Source organism: Krasilnikovia cinnamomea (genome assembly GCF_004217545.1).
In the GTDB taxonomy this organism is placed as follows: Bacteria; Actinomycetota; Actinomycetes; order Mycobacteriales; family Micromonosporaceae; genus Actinoplanes; species Actinoplanes cinnamomeus.
The window spans coordinates 7199086-7216190 of sequence record NZ_SHKY01000001.1 but is presented as its reverse complement, the minus strand read 5'-3'; the positions used below and the strand labels follow the sequence as shown (position 1 = coordinate 7216190).

Sequence of the window (17105 nt, the reverse complement as noted above, 5' to 3'; positions counted from 1 at the left end):
CCGACCCGGAACCGTTGGTCTGTTCCTCAGTCAGTACGTGTCCGTGCCCCGGCCGGGATGATCTCCGGGTCGTCGGATGCCGGGCGGGGGGCCGGCGCGGACGCGAGCCGCAGGCAGGCCAGCACGAGATGACCGCGCGGGGTGAAGTACGGCCGGACGCGGACGGCCACGCCGCTGCCGACCGAGACGATGCTCGTCGGTGGGCGCAACACCGTCTTGGGCCGGGTCAGGTCGGTGAGCACGCTGTTGAGCCGCACGGTGCGCCCGTCGGCGATCAGGTGCAGGTCCCACAGCCGTTCCTGCGTGGTCACCGTCTCCGCGAGCCGCTGCACCGGCAGATCAGCGAAGATCCGGTCGCCGTCGAGCGTGGTCGTCACGGTGTGGGTGGCGCCGTCGTCGCGCAGGGTGAACCGCAGCTCCGGTGCCCGGCCGTACCGGAATCCGGTGGTCCGGATCTCCAGCGCGTTACCGGTCCAGCCCGCGCGGATGTCGACCACCTCGGCGAGGCGTCCCGAACGCCGCACGGTCAGGCCGGTCCGGCCGTCCGGGAGCGTCATCACCTCGTACCTGCGGCCGGTGCGGGGGCACAGCGGCGCCAGCATGGTCGGGCCGTCGGACGGCCAACGCGGTTCGGGCGCGCCGATCAGGGGATGGGTGCTGCGCCTGCCCGCCGCGTCGGTGATCACGCAGGAGAGCTGCCACTGGCCCTCGGTGTGCACACCGACGCCGTCCTCGCCGAGCAGGACGGTCGCGGACAGGCGGACCACGCCGTCCTCGACCGTCCGGATGCGGGCGGGGGCGGTGTGCCGGTGCCGGCGACCGGTGAAGACGATCGCCGCGTCGCGGGGCGGGGTCGCCGTGCCGGCGGGCAGCGCGATGTCCAGGTTCAGCGTCCGGCCGTCGAGGACGGCCGCGTAGCGCACGTCGGCGGTGTTCCTCAGTGGCCGGGTCGGCAGCAGCGCACGGGCGGCCTGCCACGCGGTGGGCAGCGCACCCGCGCTTCGCCGGGCCCGGGCGGCGATTTTGCGCATCACTCCCGGCCTGCCGGACGCGGGGCCGATCGGTGCTGCGGGTTTCACGCTGACTCCTGCTTCTGCCGCCGGCTGCCGGTCTCGCCGCGCCCCGGGGATTCGTCGACGGTGGACGGCGTGGCGGAACGCGTCTCCGCCGCGGCGGCGGCGAGCTGCCGGGGCAGGACCGGCTGGCCGGCCCGCCCGGCCCTGGCCAGTTCGGTGGCGCTGAACTCCGCCCGGGCGGCCGCGACGTCGTCGGGCAGTTCGAAGGGGGAACGGAACGGGAAGTACTGCGGCAGGAAGCCCTCCATCATGGCCTCCTGCTCGCCGAGAGCCACCGTCGCCGAGTCGGTGTCGTTGAGGCAGAAGACGTCGCAGTGCCGCCGCGCCAGCAGGAACGCGAGCTGGACCGGCGTCGACGGGTGCGCGAGATCGGCGTACGTGTACTTGATCTGACCCGGCACGGCCCGCCCGGTCAGGTACGACCAGTAGTGCTGCAGCGACGACGGGATCGACAGGTCCTCGGGGTGCCGGAACGGGTGCGACGCGGTCTGCAGCACGTCCTCGGAGTACGTGTCCTCGATCTCCTGCAGCACGCTCTTCTGCAGCGGGTACGGGACGTGCTGCATCTTCTGGCTGATGGCGCGGCCGAACCGCTCCAGGATGTGCCGCCGGTTGTTCTTGCCGGCCGCGGTGACCGGCGCGTCGTAGATCGTGGCCGGGCCGGCTTCGAGCTGCGCGGACGACAGGAAGAACTTCGCGATGCCGTTGGCGTGGAAGAACGCCGTCGGTGCGATCGGCCGGCCGATGAACATGTCGTCGTTGAAGTAGATGAAGTGCTCGGCGAGGCCCGGAATGAGGTGCAGCCGGGATTCGATGGCGTGCGAGTTGAAGGTCGGCAGCACGCCGGTGTCGCCGAACAGCTCGCGGTGGCTGACGACGGTCAGCCCGGGCGCGGAAGCGTCCAGCCACGGCGGGATCTGGTCGTCGGTCACCAGGTAGATGTGCCTGATCCACGGGGCGAAGGAGACGATCGAGCGCAGCGCGTACTTCAGTTCGTCGCGGCTGATGAACCGGGAGTGGTTCGTGGCGATCGTGTTGATCTTCTGGTGGCCGAATGCCGTGAGGGCGGCGTTCTTCCGTTCCCGCCAGTCCGGATCGTCGCCGTCGACCCAGGTGAAGACCGCGTCGATGGGGAAGCGGACGTCGTCGGGCAGCGGGACGGCGAACTCCGACCGGGAGCGGTACCGGGCGCCGCCGTCGGGCGGCAGCATGCTGTTGAGGGCCGCCGCCTCCACCTGGGCCGGCTCGCCCTGCAGGGGCAGTGTGCTGGCCACCCGGTTGCGCCGGGGGCCGACGATCGTGGCGGGCTCGCCGAGCTGGCTGGGCACCTCCCGCCAGAGCTCGATCTCGCAGGCCGAACCACTGCCGAGGACCGTGGTGCCCCTGGGGTCGGTGATCGGGAAGTGGACCTGGATGCCGTTCCTGAGGTGCCGTCCGGCCCGGAAGCCCTCGTCGTCGATCCGGCCCACCAGCACCTGAGCCCCGCGCAGTTGCTCATCGGTACGCAACGCGTCGAGCGTCCGCTTACTGTCCGTAGCATTGACTGCAACAACGCTGTGTGTGTGCTGCAGCGGACGCACGCAGAAGTAGTCAATTCCGGCACGGTCCAGGGCCCCGGTCACCACGTCCAGGTTCTGCCGCCACGCCGCCGCCGGGGTCATGTCGTTCACCACGCGGGCGCGGATGGTCCGGCCCCGGTCGCGCGCGCGAATGAGGGCACCGGGCTGCGCGGGGCGGCCCAGCGCGCGCTGGCGCGTGAGCCGGCGCACCAGCCAGAGTTGCCGGTGGGGCGGGAGCACCTCCAGCATCCGCAGGCGGTGGCTCTTCGGCAGCAGTCGGTAGAGCCGGAGGGCGATCATTCCGCGCTCTCCGGGGTGACGTGACACATCTCGGTCGGACCCCCGTTACGTCTGCCACTTTCCGTGGTGGGCCCCGAATCTAGTAACTAGACGCGAGTGAAACAAACTCGTCTCTCTACGTGACTAGCTCATGGTGATCGGGTGACAGAGATGCCCGAAAAGTCGGGGTGACATGTCCGCGCTTAAGCTGATTTAGATGCGACGCGCTGACACGGAGAGCCCTGGGGGGAATCGACCGGTCGTAACGTATGAATGCGTATAAGAGCGATTAGCCTGATTGGCTGGACCGCGCCTCGCCAACCCGACAGCGCGCGACGAATCGGGTACGGAGCGCCGATCCGCCCGGCGGGTGCCCCGTCAGGCCGGGTCGGTGCCCGCCGCGGCGACCGGCCGCGGCAGCTGCTCGATGGTCTGCACCGTCCAGAACACGGCGAACAGCAGGGCCACGGCGATCTCGAGCCAGAACAGCGCGAAGGCATTGACGATCACCAGTACGGCACCGGCCACCGCGACCACCACCATGGCCCACGCGATCCAGGCGTACCGGTCGAAGCGGTGCGGCGGCCGGACCAGGACACCGCCCGCGGCCCTCAGTGTCCGCGCCACCCCTGCGGCGCCGCCGGACCCGGTGCCCCCGTGCCGCAGCGCGTTGGCCACCGTCACCACGATGATGCACAGGAACAGGCCGATCGCGGAGACGTAGTGGGCGTAGTCGACGAACCACGAGACGCTCACCGCGAACGCGACACCCGCCGCCGCGTACGCCGTCGCGGCCACCGCGAACGCCCACCGGAAGCCCCGGCCGGTCGCGCCGTCGCGGCGCGCGAACAGCACCGCGGCGACCAGCCCGAGCAGGCCCACGGCCAGCAGCGCGACCATGTTGTTCTCCACATTGGCCCGGGTGGCGTCGGCCAGCGCCAGGACCGTGGGGCAGTCCGCGCCGCCCGCCGCCTTCTCGGTCATCAGCGGGCCGGCCGCGTCCGCGCAGGCGTCGACCGCGGTGCGGTAGTCCTCGCCCCGGGAGGTGGGCACGATCGCGACGACCGCGGCGCACATGCCACCCAGGTTCAGGAACATCTCCTCGACGCCGGTGGTGCCCTGCAACGCGATCATGCAGACGGCCATGCCGATGAGCGCGCCGACGAAGATCGCCTGGGCGGGGGTGTAGTAGTAGGCGCTGACCGAGGCCAGCGGGTGCAGACCCTGCTTCGCGGTCTGGAAGAACACCGCCACCCCGAGGCAGAGCAACAGGCCGACCAGGGCGGAGCGCAGATACCGGTACGACTTCACGAACCTGTCGCTCTGCCGTGGATACTGCTGCTGCGGATTCAACCCGGCCCCCGGTCACCTGCTGCCGCCGGGCCCGTGACGGTGGTTCCGACGTGACGTCGTGGACCTCAACGACCGGCGGCGGGCCGGGTTATGCGGGACCTAGACGGTGAACTCGGCGATCGCCGTGTGCAGCGCCGTGCTGGCGGCGGCCAGTTCCGTCGCGGTCCCGGCGGCCTCCTCGACCTCGCGGGCCGTGTTCTCGGTCGTCTCGGCCAGCTCGGCGATGGTGGCGGCGATCTGATCGCTGCTGTCCGCCGCCTCGTTCAGGCTGTCGTTGATCAGCCGGGTGGCGTGGGTCTGCTCGTCGATCGCGGTCGCGACGGTCTCCTGGAAGTCGTCGATGCGGCGGATGACGTCGCTGATGGCGTCGATGGCGTGGATCGCCGAACCGGTGTCGGTCTGGATCGTGCGGACCTTGCCGCTGATGTCGCCGGTGGCCCGGGCCGTCTCCTGGGCGAGGTCCTTGACCTCCCCGGCCACCACGGCGAAGCCCTTGCCCTGGTCGCCGGCGCGGGCGGCCTCGATGGTGGCGTTCAGCGCCAGCAGGTTGGTCTGGGCGGCGATGCCGTCGATGAGCGCGACGATGTTGCTGATCTCGGTCGACGAGGTGCCGAGCCGGGTGATCGTGGCGGCGGTGTCAGTGGCGGTGGTGACCGCCTCGCTGGCGATCTGGGCGGCCGCCTCGGCGCTGGAGCCGATGCGGGCGATCGCGGTGCCGACGTCGCCGCTGCCCGCCACGACGGTGCGCAGGCTGGTGCGGACGTTGTCCGCGGCGCCCGAGACGTCCGTGGCGCGGCGCCGGGCCTGGTAGGCGGAGGCGGCCATGCGTTCGGCCACACCGGACAGCCGGCCCGACAACTCGGCCACCGCCCCGGCTCCGGTCAGTACCTGCCGCATCGCGGTCTGCAACGCCTGCCCGCTGGCGTCCACGGCGGTACCAAGGGCGCCCAGCTCGTCACGGCGCTGCACTCCGGTGCGCGCGGTCAGGTCACCCTCCGCCAGCCGTCCGAGGGTCTGCGTCACTGTGCGCAGTGGACGAACGATCGAGCGGGTCACGGCCACCGCGGCTGTCACGGCCAGCAGGACGGCCGCGGCGAGGGTGCTGCCCAGCATCACGTTGCCCATGGTCCGGGCCCGCGCCGCCTCGGCCTTCAGCGCGTCCGTACGGGCCTGGGTGGACTCGCGTACCCGGTCGTTGATCTCGATGCTCCTGGTGTACGCGTCGTTGGAGACACCCTCGTTGATGCTCTTGAGCGCCTCGGCCCGCGCCGCCAGCGTGTCCTGGCGCAGCAGGGTCACGATCCGGTCGTCGTCGACGAAGAAGCCGTCCCAGATGCCGCGCAGCTTCGCCACCTCGGCGTGCTCGGCGGCGGTGAACGGCGCCTTCTCGGCCGCGTCGATCGCCGCGTACAGGGCGTCCTTGGCCTCCAGCTCGCCCGCGCGGTTGTACGACTTCGGGTCGGTGGCCGCGACGCCGCCGACGACCGAGGCGTCAGCGATGAGCAGGCCCTGCCAGCCGGTGACGTCCGCGACCTCGTAGATGAACTGCTGCATCGCCTCGCGCGCGGTGCTCAGTTCCGCGATGCGCTGCTCGACCTCGTTCTGCGTGTGCATGCCCTGCCACCCGGCGGTGGCGGTGGCCGACAGCAAGGCGATCAACAAGGCGAAGCAGACGGCAAGTCGATGGCCTACCCGCAGGCGACTGAACATGACGGCTCCAGAATGGTCGTACGAATTGCATCGACCATCGGCCTGCGGCGGGGTGACCTTTGCCTTGTCGCGGCGCCGGTCCGGTGTTCTTGGTTACTACCCGCAGCCGTCGTGCTACGCGGCGCCCTGCTGGCGGCGGCGCGCCAGCTCCTCGCGCTGGACGTGGAACACGTGCGCGGCCAGCCGTTCGTGGCACGCCTCTTCGACCTCGGAGAAGTCCGCCCGGACCATGCTGCCCGGCTCGTCCTCGATGATCTCGGAGACGGTGCCGGTCAGGGTGAGGGCGCCGTCGGGCAGGTTGAGCCTGATGTCCACCTTGGCGGGGGCGTTCAGCTGCCCGTTGGTCGCCTCGAGGACCGCGGCCATCCCGCCCGCGGACAGGTTGATCGTGTTCCCGGAAAGCCACTCCTCCTGCTCGGGCAGGCGGACGAAGACCGGCAGGTTGGTGCGCACCCGGATCCACCGGCGCCGCTGCTCGTGCACCACGTCGCCGGACACGACCAGGTTCCAGGCCGTCGGGGTGGTCGAGGCGACGGTGACCGCGACGTGGCGCAGGCCGGTGTCGACCGGCCACTGCAGGGTCACGGTCGCGTCGTCGGCGGGCTTCTCGGCGCCACCCGTGTTCGTGATCACGAGGCGGTTGTCATCGACGATGGCCACCGTGCCGTGGATCGTGGCCGCGTGGGGCTCGTCGGCGGTGGCGACCAGGATCGTGGCATCGCTGCCACGGCGGCACAGCAGACTCTCGGCAGCGTCCGGCTCGAGGTCGGGGTCGACCTCGTCGACTCCGCCTTTGCGCTTCAACCAGTCCCAGGCCACGTCCTGTCTCCTCGCCGTGGTTTGGCGATCCCTTTCCGGACGGCGGGCCGTGGGCCACGGTCCGCCGGCCGTGCGGTCCGCCGCTTGCCATCGAGGGAACGCTGACCGTCGCCCTCGAGCTACGAAATCGGTTCTCGGCCGGGCGAGATGAGGAGTTCACCGGCGCGAGTGGGGGAGGCCACCGGCGCCCGCCTTCCGTGCCCGGCCACCGGCGGCGATGTGCTGCCAACGGTGCTGATGTGACCGCTGTGACCAGGTCGGACGTGGGGTGCGGTCCGGCGCGCCACGCACGGAGCAGAAGTCCCGTTCCGGTCATGACTTTGGTCCCGCAAGCCGGTGCCCATGCGGCCATGTAGTTCGGATTTCGCTGATCGATTGTTGAGGGCGGAGAGCCCCCAGAACGGTGGCTCGACTAAATCTCGGGAGCGGATCGACATGAGCACTGCGGCTGAACGGCCACCGGCCATCGCTGTGCAGGCGGAGCCGCGGCGACGCGGCCGCGAATGGCTCGCCGTCTGGGACCCGGAAGACGAGCGGTCGTGGGACAGCAGGCTCGCCTGGCGAACACTCGGCATCACGACGTACAACCTCACGTTGGCGTTCATCACTTGGTTCCTGGTATCCGCCATCGCGCCGCGGCTGAACAATATCGGTTTCGGGCTCAGCGTCAGCGAGCTGTACTGGCTCGCCGCGATGCCCGGACTGGCCGGCGGAATGCTGCGGCTGGTCTGGATGTTCCTGCCGCCGATCCTCGGAACCCGCAAGCTCGTGTCCCTGTCCACGCTGCTGCTGATCATTCCACTGGCCGGATGGGGCTGGGCGGTGCAGGACAGCTCGACGTCGTACCCGGTGCTGCTGGCCCTGGCGTTCCTCTGCGGCATCGGCGGCGGTGTGTTCTCCGGCTTCATGCCGAGCACGTCGTACTTCTTCCCCCGGCGTAAGCAGGGCGTCGCGCTGGGCATTCAGGCGGGCATCGGCAACTTCGGCGTCAGTGTCGTGCAGTTCCTGGTGCCGTGGGTGGTCGGGTTCGCGCTGCTGGGCACCGCGTCCATCGCCCCGGAGACGGTCGTCAAGCCGGCCAAGGGGCTGGGCGACTCCATCTGGCTGCACAACGCCGGCATCGTCTTCATCCCGTGGGTGATCGCCGGTGCGGCGCTGGCCTGGTTCTTCCTCAAGAGCGTCCCGGTGCAGGCGAGCATGAGCCAGCAGTTGGACATCTTCCGCAACAAGCACACCTGGATCATGACCGCGCTCTACGTCATGACCTTCGGGGCGTTCTCCGGATTCGCGGCGCAGTTCGGCCTGCTGATCAAGAACCTGTACGGCGGCTTCCCGGGCGCCCCGGACCCGCTCGCGTTCGCCTTCCTCGGCCCCCTGGTCGGCTCGGCCGCGCGGGTGGCATGGGGGCCGCTGTGTGACAAGTTCGGCGGCGCCGTCTGGACCGTGGTGGCCGGCGTAGGTATGACGGTCTCGACGATCTTCACCGCGCTGTGGCTGTCACCGGCCTCGGTCGGCGAGTTCAAGTGGTTCGTCGCCGGCATGCTGGGGATCTTCTTCTTCGCCGGGGTCGGCAACGCCTCCACGTTCAAGCAGATGCCAATGATCTTCGAGCGGCGGCAGGCGGGTGGCGTGATCGGCTGGACGGCCGCGATCGCCGCGTTCGGACCGTTCCTGTTCGGTGTCGGCCTCGCGAGCATCTCGCCGGTGGTGTTCTTCGGCGGCTGGACGGTCTTCTTCACCCTCTGCGTGTGGCTGGCCTGGCACTTCTACGCCCGCAAGGGCGCCGAACGCCCCAGCTGAGGCAGCGGGTCGCCGCAGGGCGACCGGCCGTACCCCGGGCACGCGACGGCACGGTGCGGCAGCCCTGCGGCCTCACCGGCGGGCCGCGGACCGCAGACCGCGCGGCCAGGTTCACCGAGATGTTCGACCAAGAGTGGGAGACGAAGAGTCATGACCGCCACATCCGGCACCGCCGACCCGGCGGATGAGCAGGTGCGCCCGAGTGCCTGGCCCCGCGGCGCGCTGTCGGTGCTGAGCCTGTCCACGATCGGCTTCACGCTCATGTTCGCGGTGTGGCTGATGTTCGGCGTCCTCGGCATCCCGATCCGCGCCGAGTTCGGCCTCACCGACGTGCAACTCTCCTGGCTGTCCTCGCTGGCGATCCTCAACGGCGCCGCCTGGCGGCTGCCCGGTGGCGTGCTGGCCGACCGGGTCGGCGGCAAGATCGTCTTCACCGCGCTGCTGCTGTTCACCGCGATCCCGGCATACCTGGTCTCCCAGGCGCACAGCTACGGCGCCCTGCTGCTGTACGCCTTCCTGGTCGGGTTCGCGGGCAACAGCTTCACCGTCGGCATCTCCTGGGTGTCCGCGTGGACCCCGCGCGAGCGGCAGGGCTTCGCGCTCGGCGTGTTCGGCGCGGGCAACGTCGGCGCCTCGGTCACGAAGTTCATCGGCCCGGCGCTCATCACGGCCGTACCCGTGGTCGGCTGGGCGGGCGGGCTCATCCCGGGCGGCTGGCGCTTCGTGCCCTTCCTCTACGCGGTGCTGCTGGTGCTGATGGGCGTGGCGGTGTGGTTGTTCGCGCCGCGCCCCGACCGCCGACCCGGTCAGCACCGGCCGTTGGGGGAGATGCTGCGCCCGCTGCGGCAGATGCGCGTATGGCGGTTCAGCCTGTACTACGTGGTGGTCTTCGGGGCGTACGTCGCGCTCGCTGCCTGGCTGCCCAAGTACTACGTGGATGTGTTCGGGGTGCCGCTGTACCAGGCCGCCCTGCTCACCGCGCTGTTCATCTTCCCCGCCAGCCTGCTGCGCCCGCTCGGCGGGTGGCTGGCCGACCGCTACGGCGCCCGCCGCGTCATGTACGGCGCGTTCGCCACGATGCTCGTCTCGACGCTGTTCCTGTCCATGCCGTACGGGCACATCGTGCTCTACGTGCCGACCAGGTACGAGGCGGACGGCGTGCGTGAGGTGCTGCCGTACGAACTGGGCCTGCTGCCGTTCACGATCGGCGTGGTCGTCATCGGCATCGCCATGGGCGTCGGCAAGGCGGCGGTGTTCAAGCACATCCCGGAGTACTTTCCGGAGGATGTGGGTGCGGTCGGCGGCCTGGTCGGCATGCTGGGTGCGCTCGGCGGGTTCGTGTTGCCCCCGCTGTTCGCCTACACCCAGGAGTGGACGGGCCTGCCGCAGAGCACGTTCTTCATCCTGTTCGTCATCACCGCCGTCAGCGCGCTGTGGATGCACCTCACCGTGATGCGCATGCTCAACGCCCGCAGTCCGGAGCTGGCCCGGGAGATCGAGCCGGACGTGACCGCCCCCGGCCCGGGCCGCGGGCGGTGATCGGCGTTTCCGGGCGGTGTCCACCCGCCCGGGGCTAATGTGTCGATCAGGGCTGCTCTGCGAAGAGAGGTGACCCGTGACGACTCGACCGGACACGGCCGCGCATCCGGCGGGGCTGGACGATCCCCTGACCGACGCGCTCGTCTCGACCCGCCGGTTCTTCACCCGCGGCGAGGTCTCGCCCGACCGGCGGGCGCTGTACCAGGTGGGTGGGCGGCAGGCGGACACCTTCTACCGGGACCGCTGGTCACACGACAAGGTGGTCCGCTCCACCCACGGCGTCAACTGCACCGGCTCCTGCTCATGGAAGGTGTACGTCAAGGACGGCATCATCACCTGGGAGTCCCAGCAGACCGACTACCCGAGCGTGGGCCCCGACCGCCCCGAGTACGAGCCGCGCGGCTGCCCGCGCGGCGCCGCCTTCTCCTGGTACACCTACTCGCCGACCCGGGTGCGCTACCCGTACGTGCGCGGGGTGCTGCTGGAGATGTTCCGGGCGGCGAAGGCCGCCCACGGCGGCGATCCGGTCGCCGCGTGGCGGGAGTTGGTGAGCGACCCGGAGACCGCCCGCCGGTACAAGTCGGTGCGGGGCAAGGGCGGCCTGGTGCGGGCCACCTGGGCGGAGGCGACGGAACTGATCGCCGCCGCGCACGTGCACACCATCAAGGCGTACGGTCCGGACCGGCTGGCCGGGTTCTCCCCGATCCCGGCCATGTCGATGGTGTCGCACGCGGCCGGAGCGCGGTTCTACAACCTCATCGGCGGCGCGATGCTGTCGTTCTACGACTGGTACGCGGACCTGCCGGTGGCCTCCCCGCAGATGTTCGGCGACCAGACCGACGTGCCGGAGTCCGGCGACTGGTGGGACGCCGGATACCTGATCATGTGGGGCTCGAACCTGCCGGTGACCCGCACGCCGGACGCGCACTGGATGGCCGAGGCCCGCTACCGGGGCCAGAAGGTCATCGCGGTAGCCCCGGACTACGCGGACAACGTCAAGTTCGCCGACGAGTGGCTGGCCGTCCAGCCCGGCACCGACGGCGCGCTGGCCATGGCCATGGGCCACGTCGTGCTGAAAGAATTCTTCGTCGACCGGCAGGTCGAGTACTTCACCGACTACGTCACCCGCTTCACCGACCTGCCGTTCCTGATCACCCTCGAGGAGGCCGACGGCGGCGGGTACCGGCCCGGCAAGATGCTCACCGCCGCCGACCTCGACGAGCATGCCGACTCCGAGCACGCCGCGTTCAAGACCGTGCTGCTCGACGCGGACGGCACCCCGCTGGTGCCCAACGGCTCGCTCGGCTTCCGCTACGGCGAGACCGGCCAGGGCCGCTGGAACCTGGATCTTGCCGGGGTGCGGCCCCTGCTCAGCGTGGACGGCGGCGACGAGCCCCCGGTCGAGGTGCTGCTGCCGCGCTTCGACGGCGGTTCGGGGCAGGCCGGGCCGATGCGCCGCGGCGTGCCTGTGCGCCGGGTCGCGGGACGGCTCGTGACGACGGCCTTCGACCTGCTGCTGGCCCAGTACGGGGTTCGCCGTGTCGACCTGCCCGGCCAGTGGCCCGCCGGGTACAACGACGCGGAGCAGCCCTACACCCCGGCGTGGCAGGCGGCCATTACCGGCGTGCCGGGGCCCGCGGCGGCGCGCATCGCCCGGGAGTTCGCGGCCAACGCCGAGCAGTCCCGCGGCCGTTCCATGATCATCATGGGGGCCGGGACGAACCACTGGTTCCACTCCGACACCATCTACCGCTCCTTCCTGGCGCTGACCACCATGACCGGCTGCCAAGGGGTCAACGGCGGCGGCTGGGCGCACTACGTGGGCCAGGAGAAGGTCCGCCCGATTACCGGGTACAGCGTGCTCGGCACGGCCGCGGACTGGTCCCGGCCAGGCCGCCAGATGATCCAGACCGCGTACTGGTACCTGCATACCGACCAGTTCCGGTACGACCCGTTCTCCGCCGCCACGCTCTCCACCGGCCAGGACGGCGGCGCGTTCGCGGGCATGAGCACGGCCGACGTGATCGCCGCTTCGGCGCGGATGGGCTGGATGCCGTCGTACCCCACGTTCGACCGCAACCCCCTGGAACTGGCCGACGAGGCGAAGGCCGCCGGAGTGCCGGTCGCCGACCACATCGTCGGCCTGCTCAAGGCGGGAGAGTTGCGGTTCGCGTGCGAGGACCCGGACGCGCCGGAGAACTTCCCCCGCATCCTGACGGTGTGGCGGGCGAACCTGCTCGGCTCGTCCGCCAAGGGCAACGAGTACTTCCTGCGGCACCTCCTGGGCACCGACCACGCCGTGCGCGCCGACGAGGCTCCGCCCGGGGTCCGCCCCCGCGACGTGCGCTGGCACGACGAGGCACCCACCGGCAAGCTCGACCTGCTGGTGTCGCTGGACTTCCGGATGACCTCCACCACGGTCTACTCCGACGTGGTGCTGCCCGCCGCCACCTGGTACGAGAAGCACGACCTGAACACCACGGACATGCATCCGTTCGTGCACTCGTTCAACCCGGCCATCGCCCCGCCGTGGCAGACCCGTACCGACTGGGACGCGTTCATGGCGATCGCCGGGGAGTTCTCCCGGCTCGCCGCCACCCACCTGGGCACCCGCACCGACGTGGTCGCGGCCCCGCTGCTGCACGACACCCCGGACGAGCTGGCCAACCCGCACGGCCGGGTCCGGGACTGGAAGACCGGCGCGACCGACCCCGTCCCCGGGGTGAGCATGCCGAAACTCGTACCCGTCGAACGCGACTACGCGGCCGTGGCGCAGAAGATGGGTGCGTTGGGCCCGCTGCTCGACACCCTGGGCGCCACCACCAAGGGCGTGACCTTCGACGTCGGCCGCGAGATCGACTACCTGCGGCAGAAGAACGGCACCGTGCGCGGCGGGGTCGCCGACGGGCGCCCGTCGATCGCCCGGGACGTGCAGGCGTGCGAGGCGATCCTCGCCCTGTCCGGCACCACCAACGGGCACCTGGCCACCCAGGGCTTCCGTACCCTCGAAGGCCGCACCGGGGTCAAGCTGGCCGACCTGTCCGCCGAGCACGAGGGCAAGCAGATCACCTTCGCGGACACCCAGTCCCGGCCGACCCCGGTGATCACCTCCCCGGAGTGGTCCGGGTCGGAGTCCGGCGGCCGCCGCTACTCACCGTTCGTCATCAACGTCGAACGGCTCAAGCCGTGGCACACCCTGACCGGGCGGCAGAGCTTCTACCTCGACCACGACTGGATGGCGGAATTGGGGGAGTGGCTGCCCGTCTACCGGCCCCCGCTGAACATGCACGCCCTGTTCGGCGAGCCGTCCGTCGGCGATACCGGCGAGCTGGGCGTCACGGTGCGGTACCTGACCCCGCACAACAAGTGGTCGATCCACTCCGAGTACCAGGACAACCTGTTCATGCTGTCGCTCTCGCGCGGCGGACAGAGCATCTGGATGTCCAAGGAGGACGCCGCGAAGATCGGCGTTGCGGACAACGACTGGGTGGAGGCGGTCAACCGCAACGGCGTCGTGGTGGCTCGCGCGGTCGTGTCACACCGCATGCCCGAGGGCACGGTGTACATGCACCACGCCCAGGACCGACTCATCGACGTGCCCCGCACCGAGACCAACGGGCGCCGGGGCGGCATCCACAACTCGCTGACCCGGCTGCTGATCAAACCCACCCACCTGGTCGGCGGGTACGCCCAGCTGTCGTTCGCGTTCAACTACCTCGGCCCCACCGGCAACCAGCGCGACGAGGTCACCGTGATCCGCCGCCGCGCACAGGAGGTGCAGTACTGATGCGGGTCATGGCGCAGATGGCGATGGTGATGAACCTCGACAAGTGCATCGGGTGCCACACCTGCTCGGTCACCTGCAAGCAGGCGTGGACCAACCGCACCGGCGTCGAGTACGTCTGGTTCAACAACGTCGAGACCCGCCCCGGGCAGGGCTATCCGCGCCGCTACGAGGACCAGCAGACCTGGCGCGGCGGCTGGAAGCTGAACCGCCGGGGGCGCCTCGCGCTCAAGGACGGCGGCCGGTTCCGCAAGCTGTTCACCATCTTCGCCAACCCGAAACTGCCCGCGATCGGTGACTACTACGAACCCTGGACGTACGACTACGAGACGCTGACCAGCGCCCCGCTGCAGGAACACACCCCGGTGGCCCGCCCCAAGTCGCTGATCTCCGGCAAGGACATGAAGATCTCCTGGTCGGCGAACTGGGACGACGACCTCGGCGGCGCACCCGACCACGGCGACAAGGACGTGCTGCTGGCCGGGATCGCCGACAAGGTGCGCTTCGAGTTCCAGCAGACGTTCATGTTCTACCTGCCGCGCATCTGCGAGCACTGCCTCAACCCGTCCTGCGCCGCCTCCTGCCCGTCCGGGGCCATCTACAAGCGGGCCGAGGACGGGATCGTCCTGGTCGACCAGGACCGGTGCCGGGGCTGGCGGATGTGCGTCACCGGCTGCCCGTACAAGAAGGTGTACTTCAACCACCGCACCGGCAAGGCCGAGAAGTGCACATTCTGCTTCCCGCGCGTCGAGGTCGGCATCCCCACGGTCTGCTCCGAGACCTGCGTCGGGCGGCTGCGCTACATCGGCCTCATCCTGTACGACGCGGACCGCGTCCTCGCGGCCGCGTCCACCCCCGACGAACACGGCCTGTACGAGGCGCAGCGCCAGGTCTTCCTCGACCCGCACGATCCCGCCGTCATCGCCGAGGCCGAACGCGCCGGCATCCCCCGCGACTGGATCGACGCGGCCCAACGCTCCCCGGTGTACGCCTTGATCAACAGGTACCGGGTCGCGCTGCCGCTGCACCCGGAGTACCGCACCATGCCGATGGTCTGGTACATCCCGCCGCTGTCCCCGGTCGTGGACGTGGTCCGCGACACCGGCTACGACGCCGAGGACTCCGGGAACCTGTTCGCCGCGATCGAGGCGCTGCGCATCCCCGTGGACTACCTGGCCCAGCTGTTCACCGCGGGCGAGGTGGCCCCGGTGGACGCGGTGCTGCGGCGGCTGGCCGCGATGCGCTCGTACCTGCGCGACATCAACCTGGGCCGCGACGCCGACGAGTCCATCCCCGCCGCCGTCGGCATGACCGGCGAGCAGATGTACGACATGTACCGGCTTCTGGCGCTCGCCAAGTACGACGAGCGGTACGTGATCCCGCCCGCGCACGCCGAGCAGGCGCACCAGCTGGAGGAACTCGCCACCGGGTGCAGCCTGGACTACGAGGGCGGGCCCGGCATGGGCGGCTCCGGCCCGTTCGGCGAGTCGTCCGGCGGCGCCGCCCCCATCGCCGTGGAGAACTTCCACATGCTGCGCGAGCGCCAGACCGGCGACACCATCGTCGACCCGGGCGACAAGGTCCGCCGGGTCAACCTGCTCAACTGGGACGGCAAGGGCCGCCCCGAAGGGCTGTTCCCGCCCCGCCCCGACGATGGACCGGAGCAGGGCTCATGAAGGCGGACGCGCTCGCCCGGGCGTGGCAGGCCCAGTCGCTGCTGGTCGGATACCCCGACGAGCAGCTCTACGCCCGGCTCGGCCTGCTGGACCGGGTCGCGGCCACCCTGGACGACCCGGTGGGCGGGCCTCTGCGGCGCCTCGTCGCCCACCTGGCGCGCACCGCCCCCGCCCGGGCCGCCGCCGACTACGTGGCCACGTTCGACCACCGCAAACGCTGCTGCCTGTTCCTCACGTACTACGCCCACGGCGACACCCGCAAGCGGGGGATGGCCCTGCTGCGGCTCAAGCAGACGTACGCGGCGGCCGGCCTGCGCCTGGTCGACGACGAACTGCCCGACCACCTCGCCGTGCTGCTGGAGTACGCCGCGACCGACCCACGGCAGGGCCGCGCCCTGCTGGCCGAACACCGGGCGGCGATCGAACTGCTGCGTCTGGCCCTGCGCGACGCCGAATCCCCGTGGGCCGGCGTCCTCGACTCGGTGTCGGCGACGCTGCCGCCGCTGGGCGCGGACCTGCGGGCCGCGGTCGCCCGCCTCGCCGCCGAGGGCCCGCCCGAGGAACAGGTCGGGCTCGCCCCGTTCGCGCCCCCGGAGTACATGCCCGACCCGAGGCTCACACCGCAGGGGGCGTCGCGATGACGACCGATCCGCACAGCACCCTCAACATCCTGCTCTGGGTGGTCGTCCCGTACGTGGCCATCACCGTCTTCGTGGCCGGGCACGTGTGGCGCTACCGGTACGACAAGTTCGGCTGGACGACCCGCTCGTCGCAGCTCTACGAGCGGCGCCTGCTGCGCATCGGCAGTCCGCTGTTCCACTTCGGCATCCTGCTGGTCGCCGTCGGCCACATCGGAGGCTTGCTCGTCCCGGAGTCGTGGACCGACGCGGCCGGGGTGAGCGAGACCGCCTACCACGCCGTCGCGGTCGGCCTCGGCACGGTGGCCGGCTTCTGCACCCTGGCCGGTGCCGCCATCCTCGTCTACCGCCGCCGAACGGTCGGCCCGGTCTTCTCCGCCACCACCCGCAACGACAAGATCATGTACGTGCTCCTGGTGGGCACGATCGTGCTGGGCCTGGGCACCACCGTGCTGGGCAACCTCACCGCACACCCGCACGACTACCGGCTGACCGTGGCGCCGTGGTTCCGGTCGATCTTCGCGCTGCACCCGGACCCGGGCCTGATCCTGCAGGCGCCGATCGGTTTCCGGATTCACGCCCTATGCGCGTGGGCGCTGTTCGCGTTCTGGCCGTTCAGCCGGCTCGTGCACGTGTTCTCGGCGCCGCTGGGGTATCTCACCCGCCCGTACATCGTCTACCGCAGCCGCGATGCCCAGTTGGGCAGCCGCCCCGGGCGGCGCGGCTGGGAGCGGGTGCCCTGACTGGCCGCTCAATGCCCCGAAGAGCTGATTCGACCGGTTCGGCCCGCCGCCGCCGGTGCCGACCGGCAAGGGTGGCAAAAATGTGGCGCGAAGTACTGGCCTCGGTTCCGGACCGGCCGATTGTTTCCC

Annotated in this window: 11 protein-coding genes; 6 read left to right on the top strand and 5 right to left on the bottom strand. The window is 70.6% G+C overall.

Annotated elements, in window-relative coordinates; all coding sequences use genetic code 11:
- Positions 1 to 26 precede the first annotated feature (26 nt).
- The 5 genes from EV385_RS31830 to EV385_RS31810 all read right to left on the bottom strand — a co-directional run bounded on the left by EV385_RS31830 (position 27) and on the right by EV385_RS31810 (position 6796).
- Positions 27 to 1079: a hypothetical protein gene (locus EV385_RS31830; RefSeq protein WP_130512798.1), complete on the bottom strand. Its 1053-nt coding sequence runs from the start codon at positions 1077 to 1079 to the stop codon at positions 27 to 29.
- Complete coding sequence (locus tag EV385_RS31825; protein ID WP_130512797.1) at positions 1076 to 2935, bottom strand: stealth family protein; 1860 nt, start codon at positions 2933 to 2935, stop codon at positions 1076 to 1078. The genes EV385_RS31830 and EV385_RS31825 overlap by 4 nt, the downstream gene beginning before the upstream one ends.
- Positions 2936 to 3292: 357 nt before the next feature.
- Positions 3293 to 4225 (bottom strand): hypothetical protein, encoded by a 933-nt coding sequence (locus EV385_RS31820; protein WP_130512796.1) that lies wholly within the window; start codon positions 4223 to 4225, stop codon positions 3293 to 3295.
- Between the two features lie 141 nt (positions 4226 to 4366).
- Complete coding sequence (locus tag EV385_RS31815) at positions 4367 to 5929, bottom strand: methyl-accepting chemotaxis protein (protein WP_165449675.1); 1563 nt, start codon at positions 5927 to 5929, stop codon at positions 4367 to 4369.
- Between the two features lie 162 nt (positions 5930 to 6091).
- Positions 6092 to 6796: a PilZ domain-containing protein gene (locus EV385_RS31810; RefSeq protein ID WP_130512794.1), complete on the bottom strand. Its 705-nt coding sequence runs from the start codon at positions 6794 to 6796 to the stop codon at positions 6092 to 6094.
- A 465-nt stretch (positions 6797 to 7261) separates the two neighbouring features.
- On the opposite strand from EV385_RS31810, the gene EV385_RS31805 reads away from it, so the two are divergent.
- From EV385_RS31805 to narI, 6 genes are all read left to right on the top strand, one after another.
- A complete protein-coding gene (locus EV385_RS31805) occupies positions 7262 to 8596 on the top strand; it encodes an MFS transporter (protein ID WP_423203142.1) in 1335 nt (444 codons plus the stop codon).
- Between the two features lie 150 nt (positions 8597 to 8746).
- Positions 8747 to 10135 carry an MFS transporter gene (locus EV385_RS31800; protein ID WP_130512793.1) on the top strand — a complete coding sequence of 463 codons (1389 nt, stop codon included), beginning with the start codon at positions 8747 to 8749 and terminating at the stop codon, positions 10133 to 10135.
- Between the two features lie 115 nt (positions 10136 to 10250).
- Positions 10251 to 13922: a nitrate reductase subunit alpha gene (locus EV385_RS31795; protein ID WP_130513697.1), complete on the top strand. Its 3672-nt coding sequence runs from the start codon at positions 10251 to 10253 to the stop codon at positions 13920 to 13922.
- Positions 13922 to 15595: a nitrate reductase subunit beta gene (gene narH, locus EV385_RS31790; RefSeq protein ID WP_130512792.1), complete on the top strand. Its 1674-nt coding sequence runs from the start codon at positions 13922 to 13924 to the stop codon at positions 15593 to 15595. The genes EV385_RS31795 and narH overlap by 1 nt, the downstream gene beginning before the upstream one ends.
- Entirely contained in the window at positions 15592 to 16236 is a 645-nt protein-coding gene (narJ, locus tag EV385_RS31785) for a nitrate reductase molybdenum cofactor assembly chaperone (RefSeq protein ID WP_130512791.1), read from the top strand. The genes narH and narJ overlap by 4 nt, the downstream gene beginning before the upstream one ends.
- Complete coding sequence (gene narI / locus EV385_RS31780) at positions 16233 to 16976, top strand: respiratory nitrate reductase subunit gamma (RefSeq protein WP_130512790.1); 744 nt, start codon at positions 16233 to 16235, stop codon at positions 16974 to 16976. The genes narJ and narI overlap by 4 nt, the downstream gene beginning before the upstream one ends.
- The last annotated feature ends 129 nt before the right edge of the window (positions 16977 to 17105 follow it).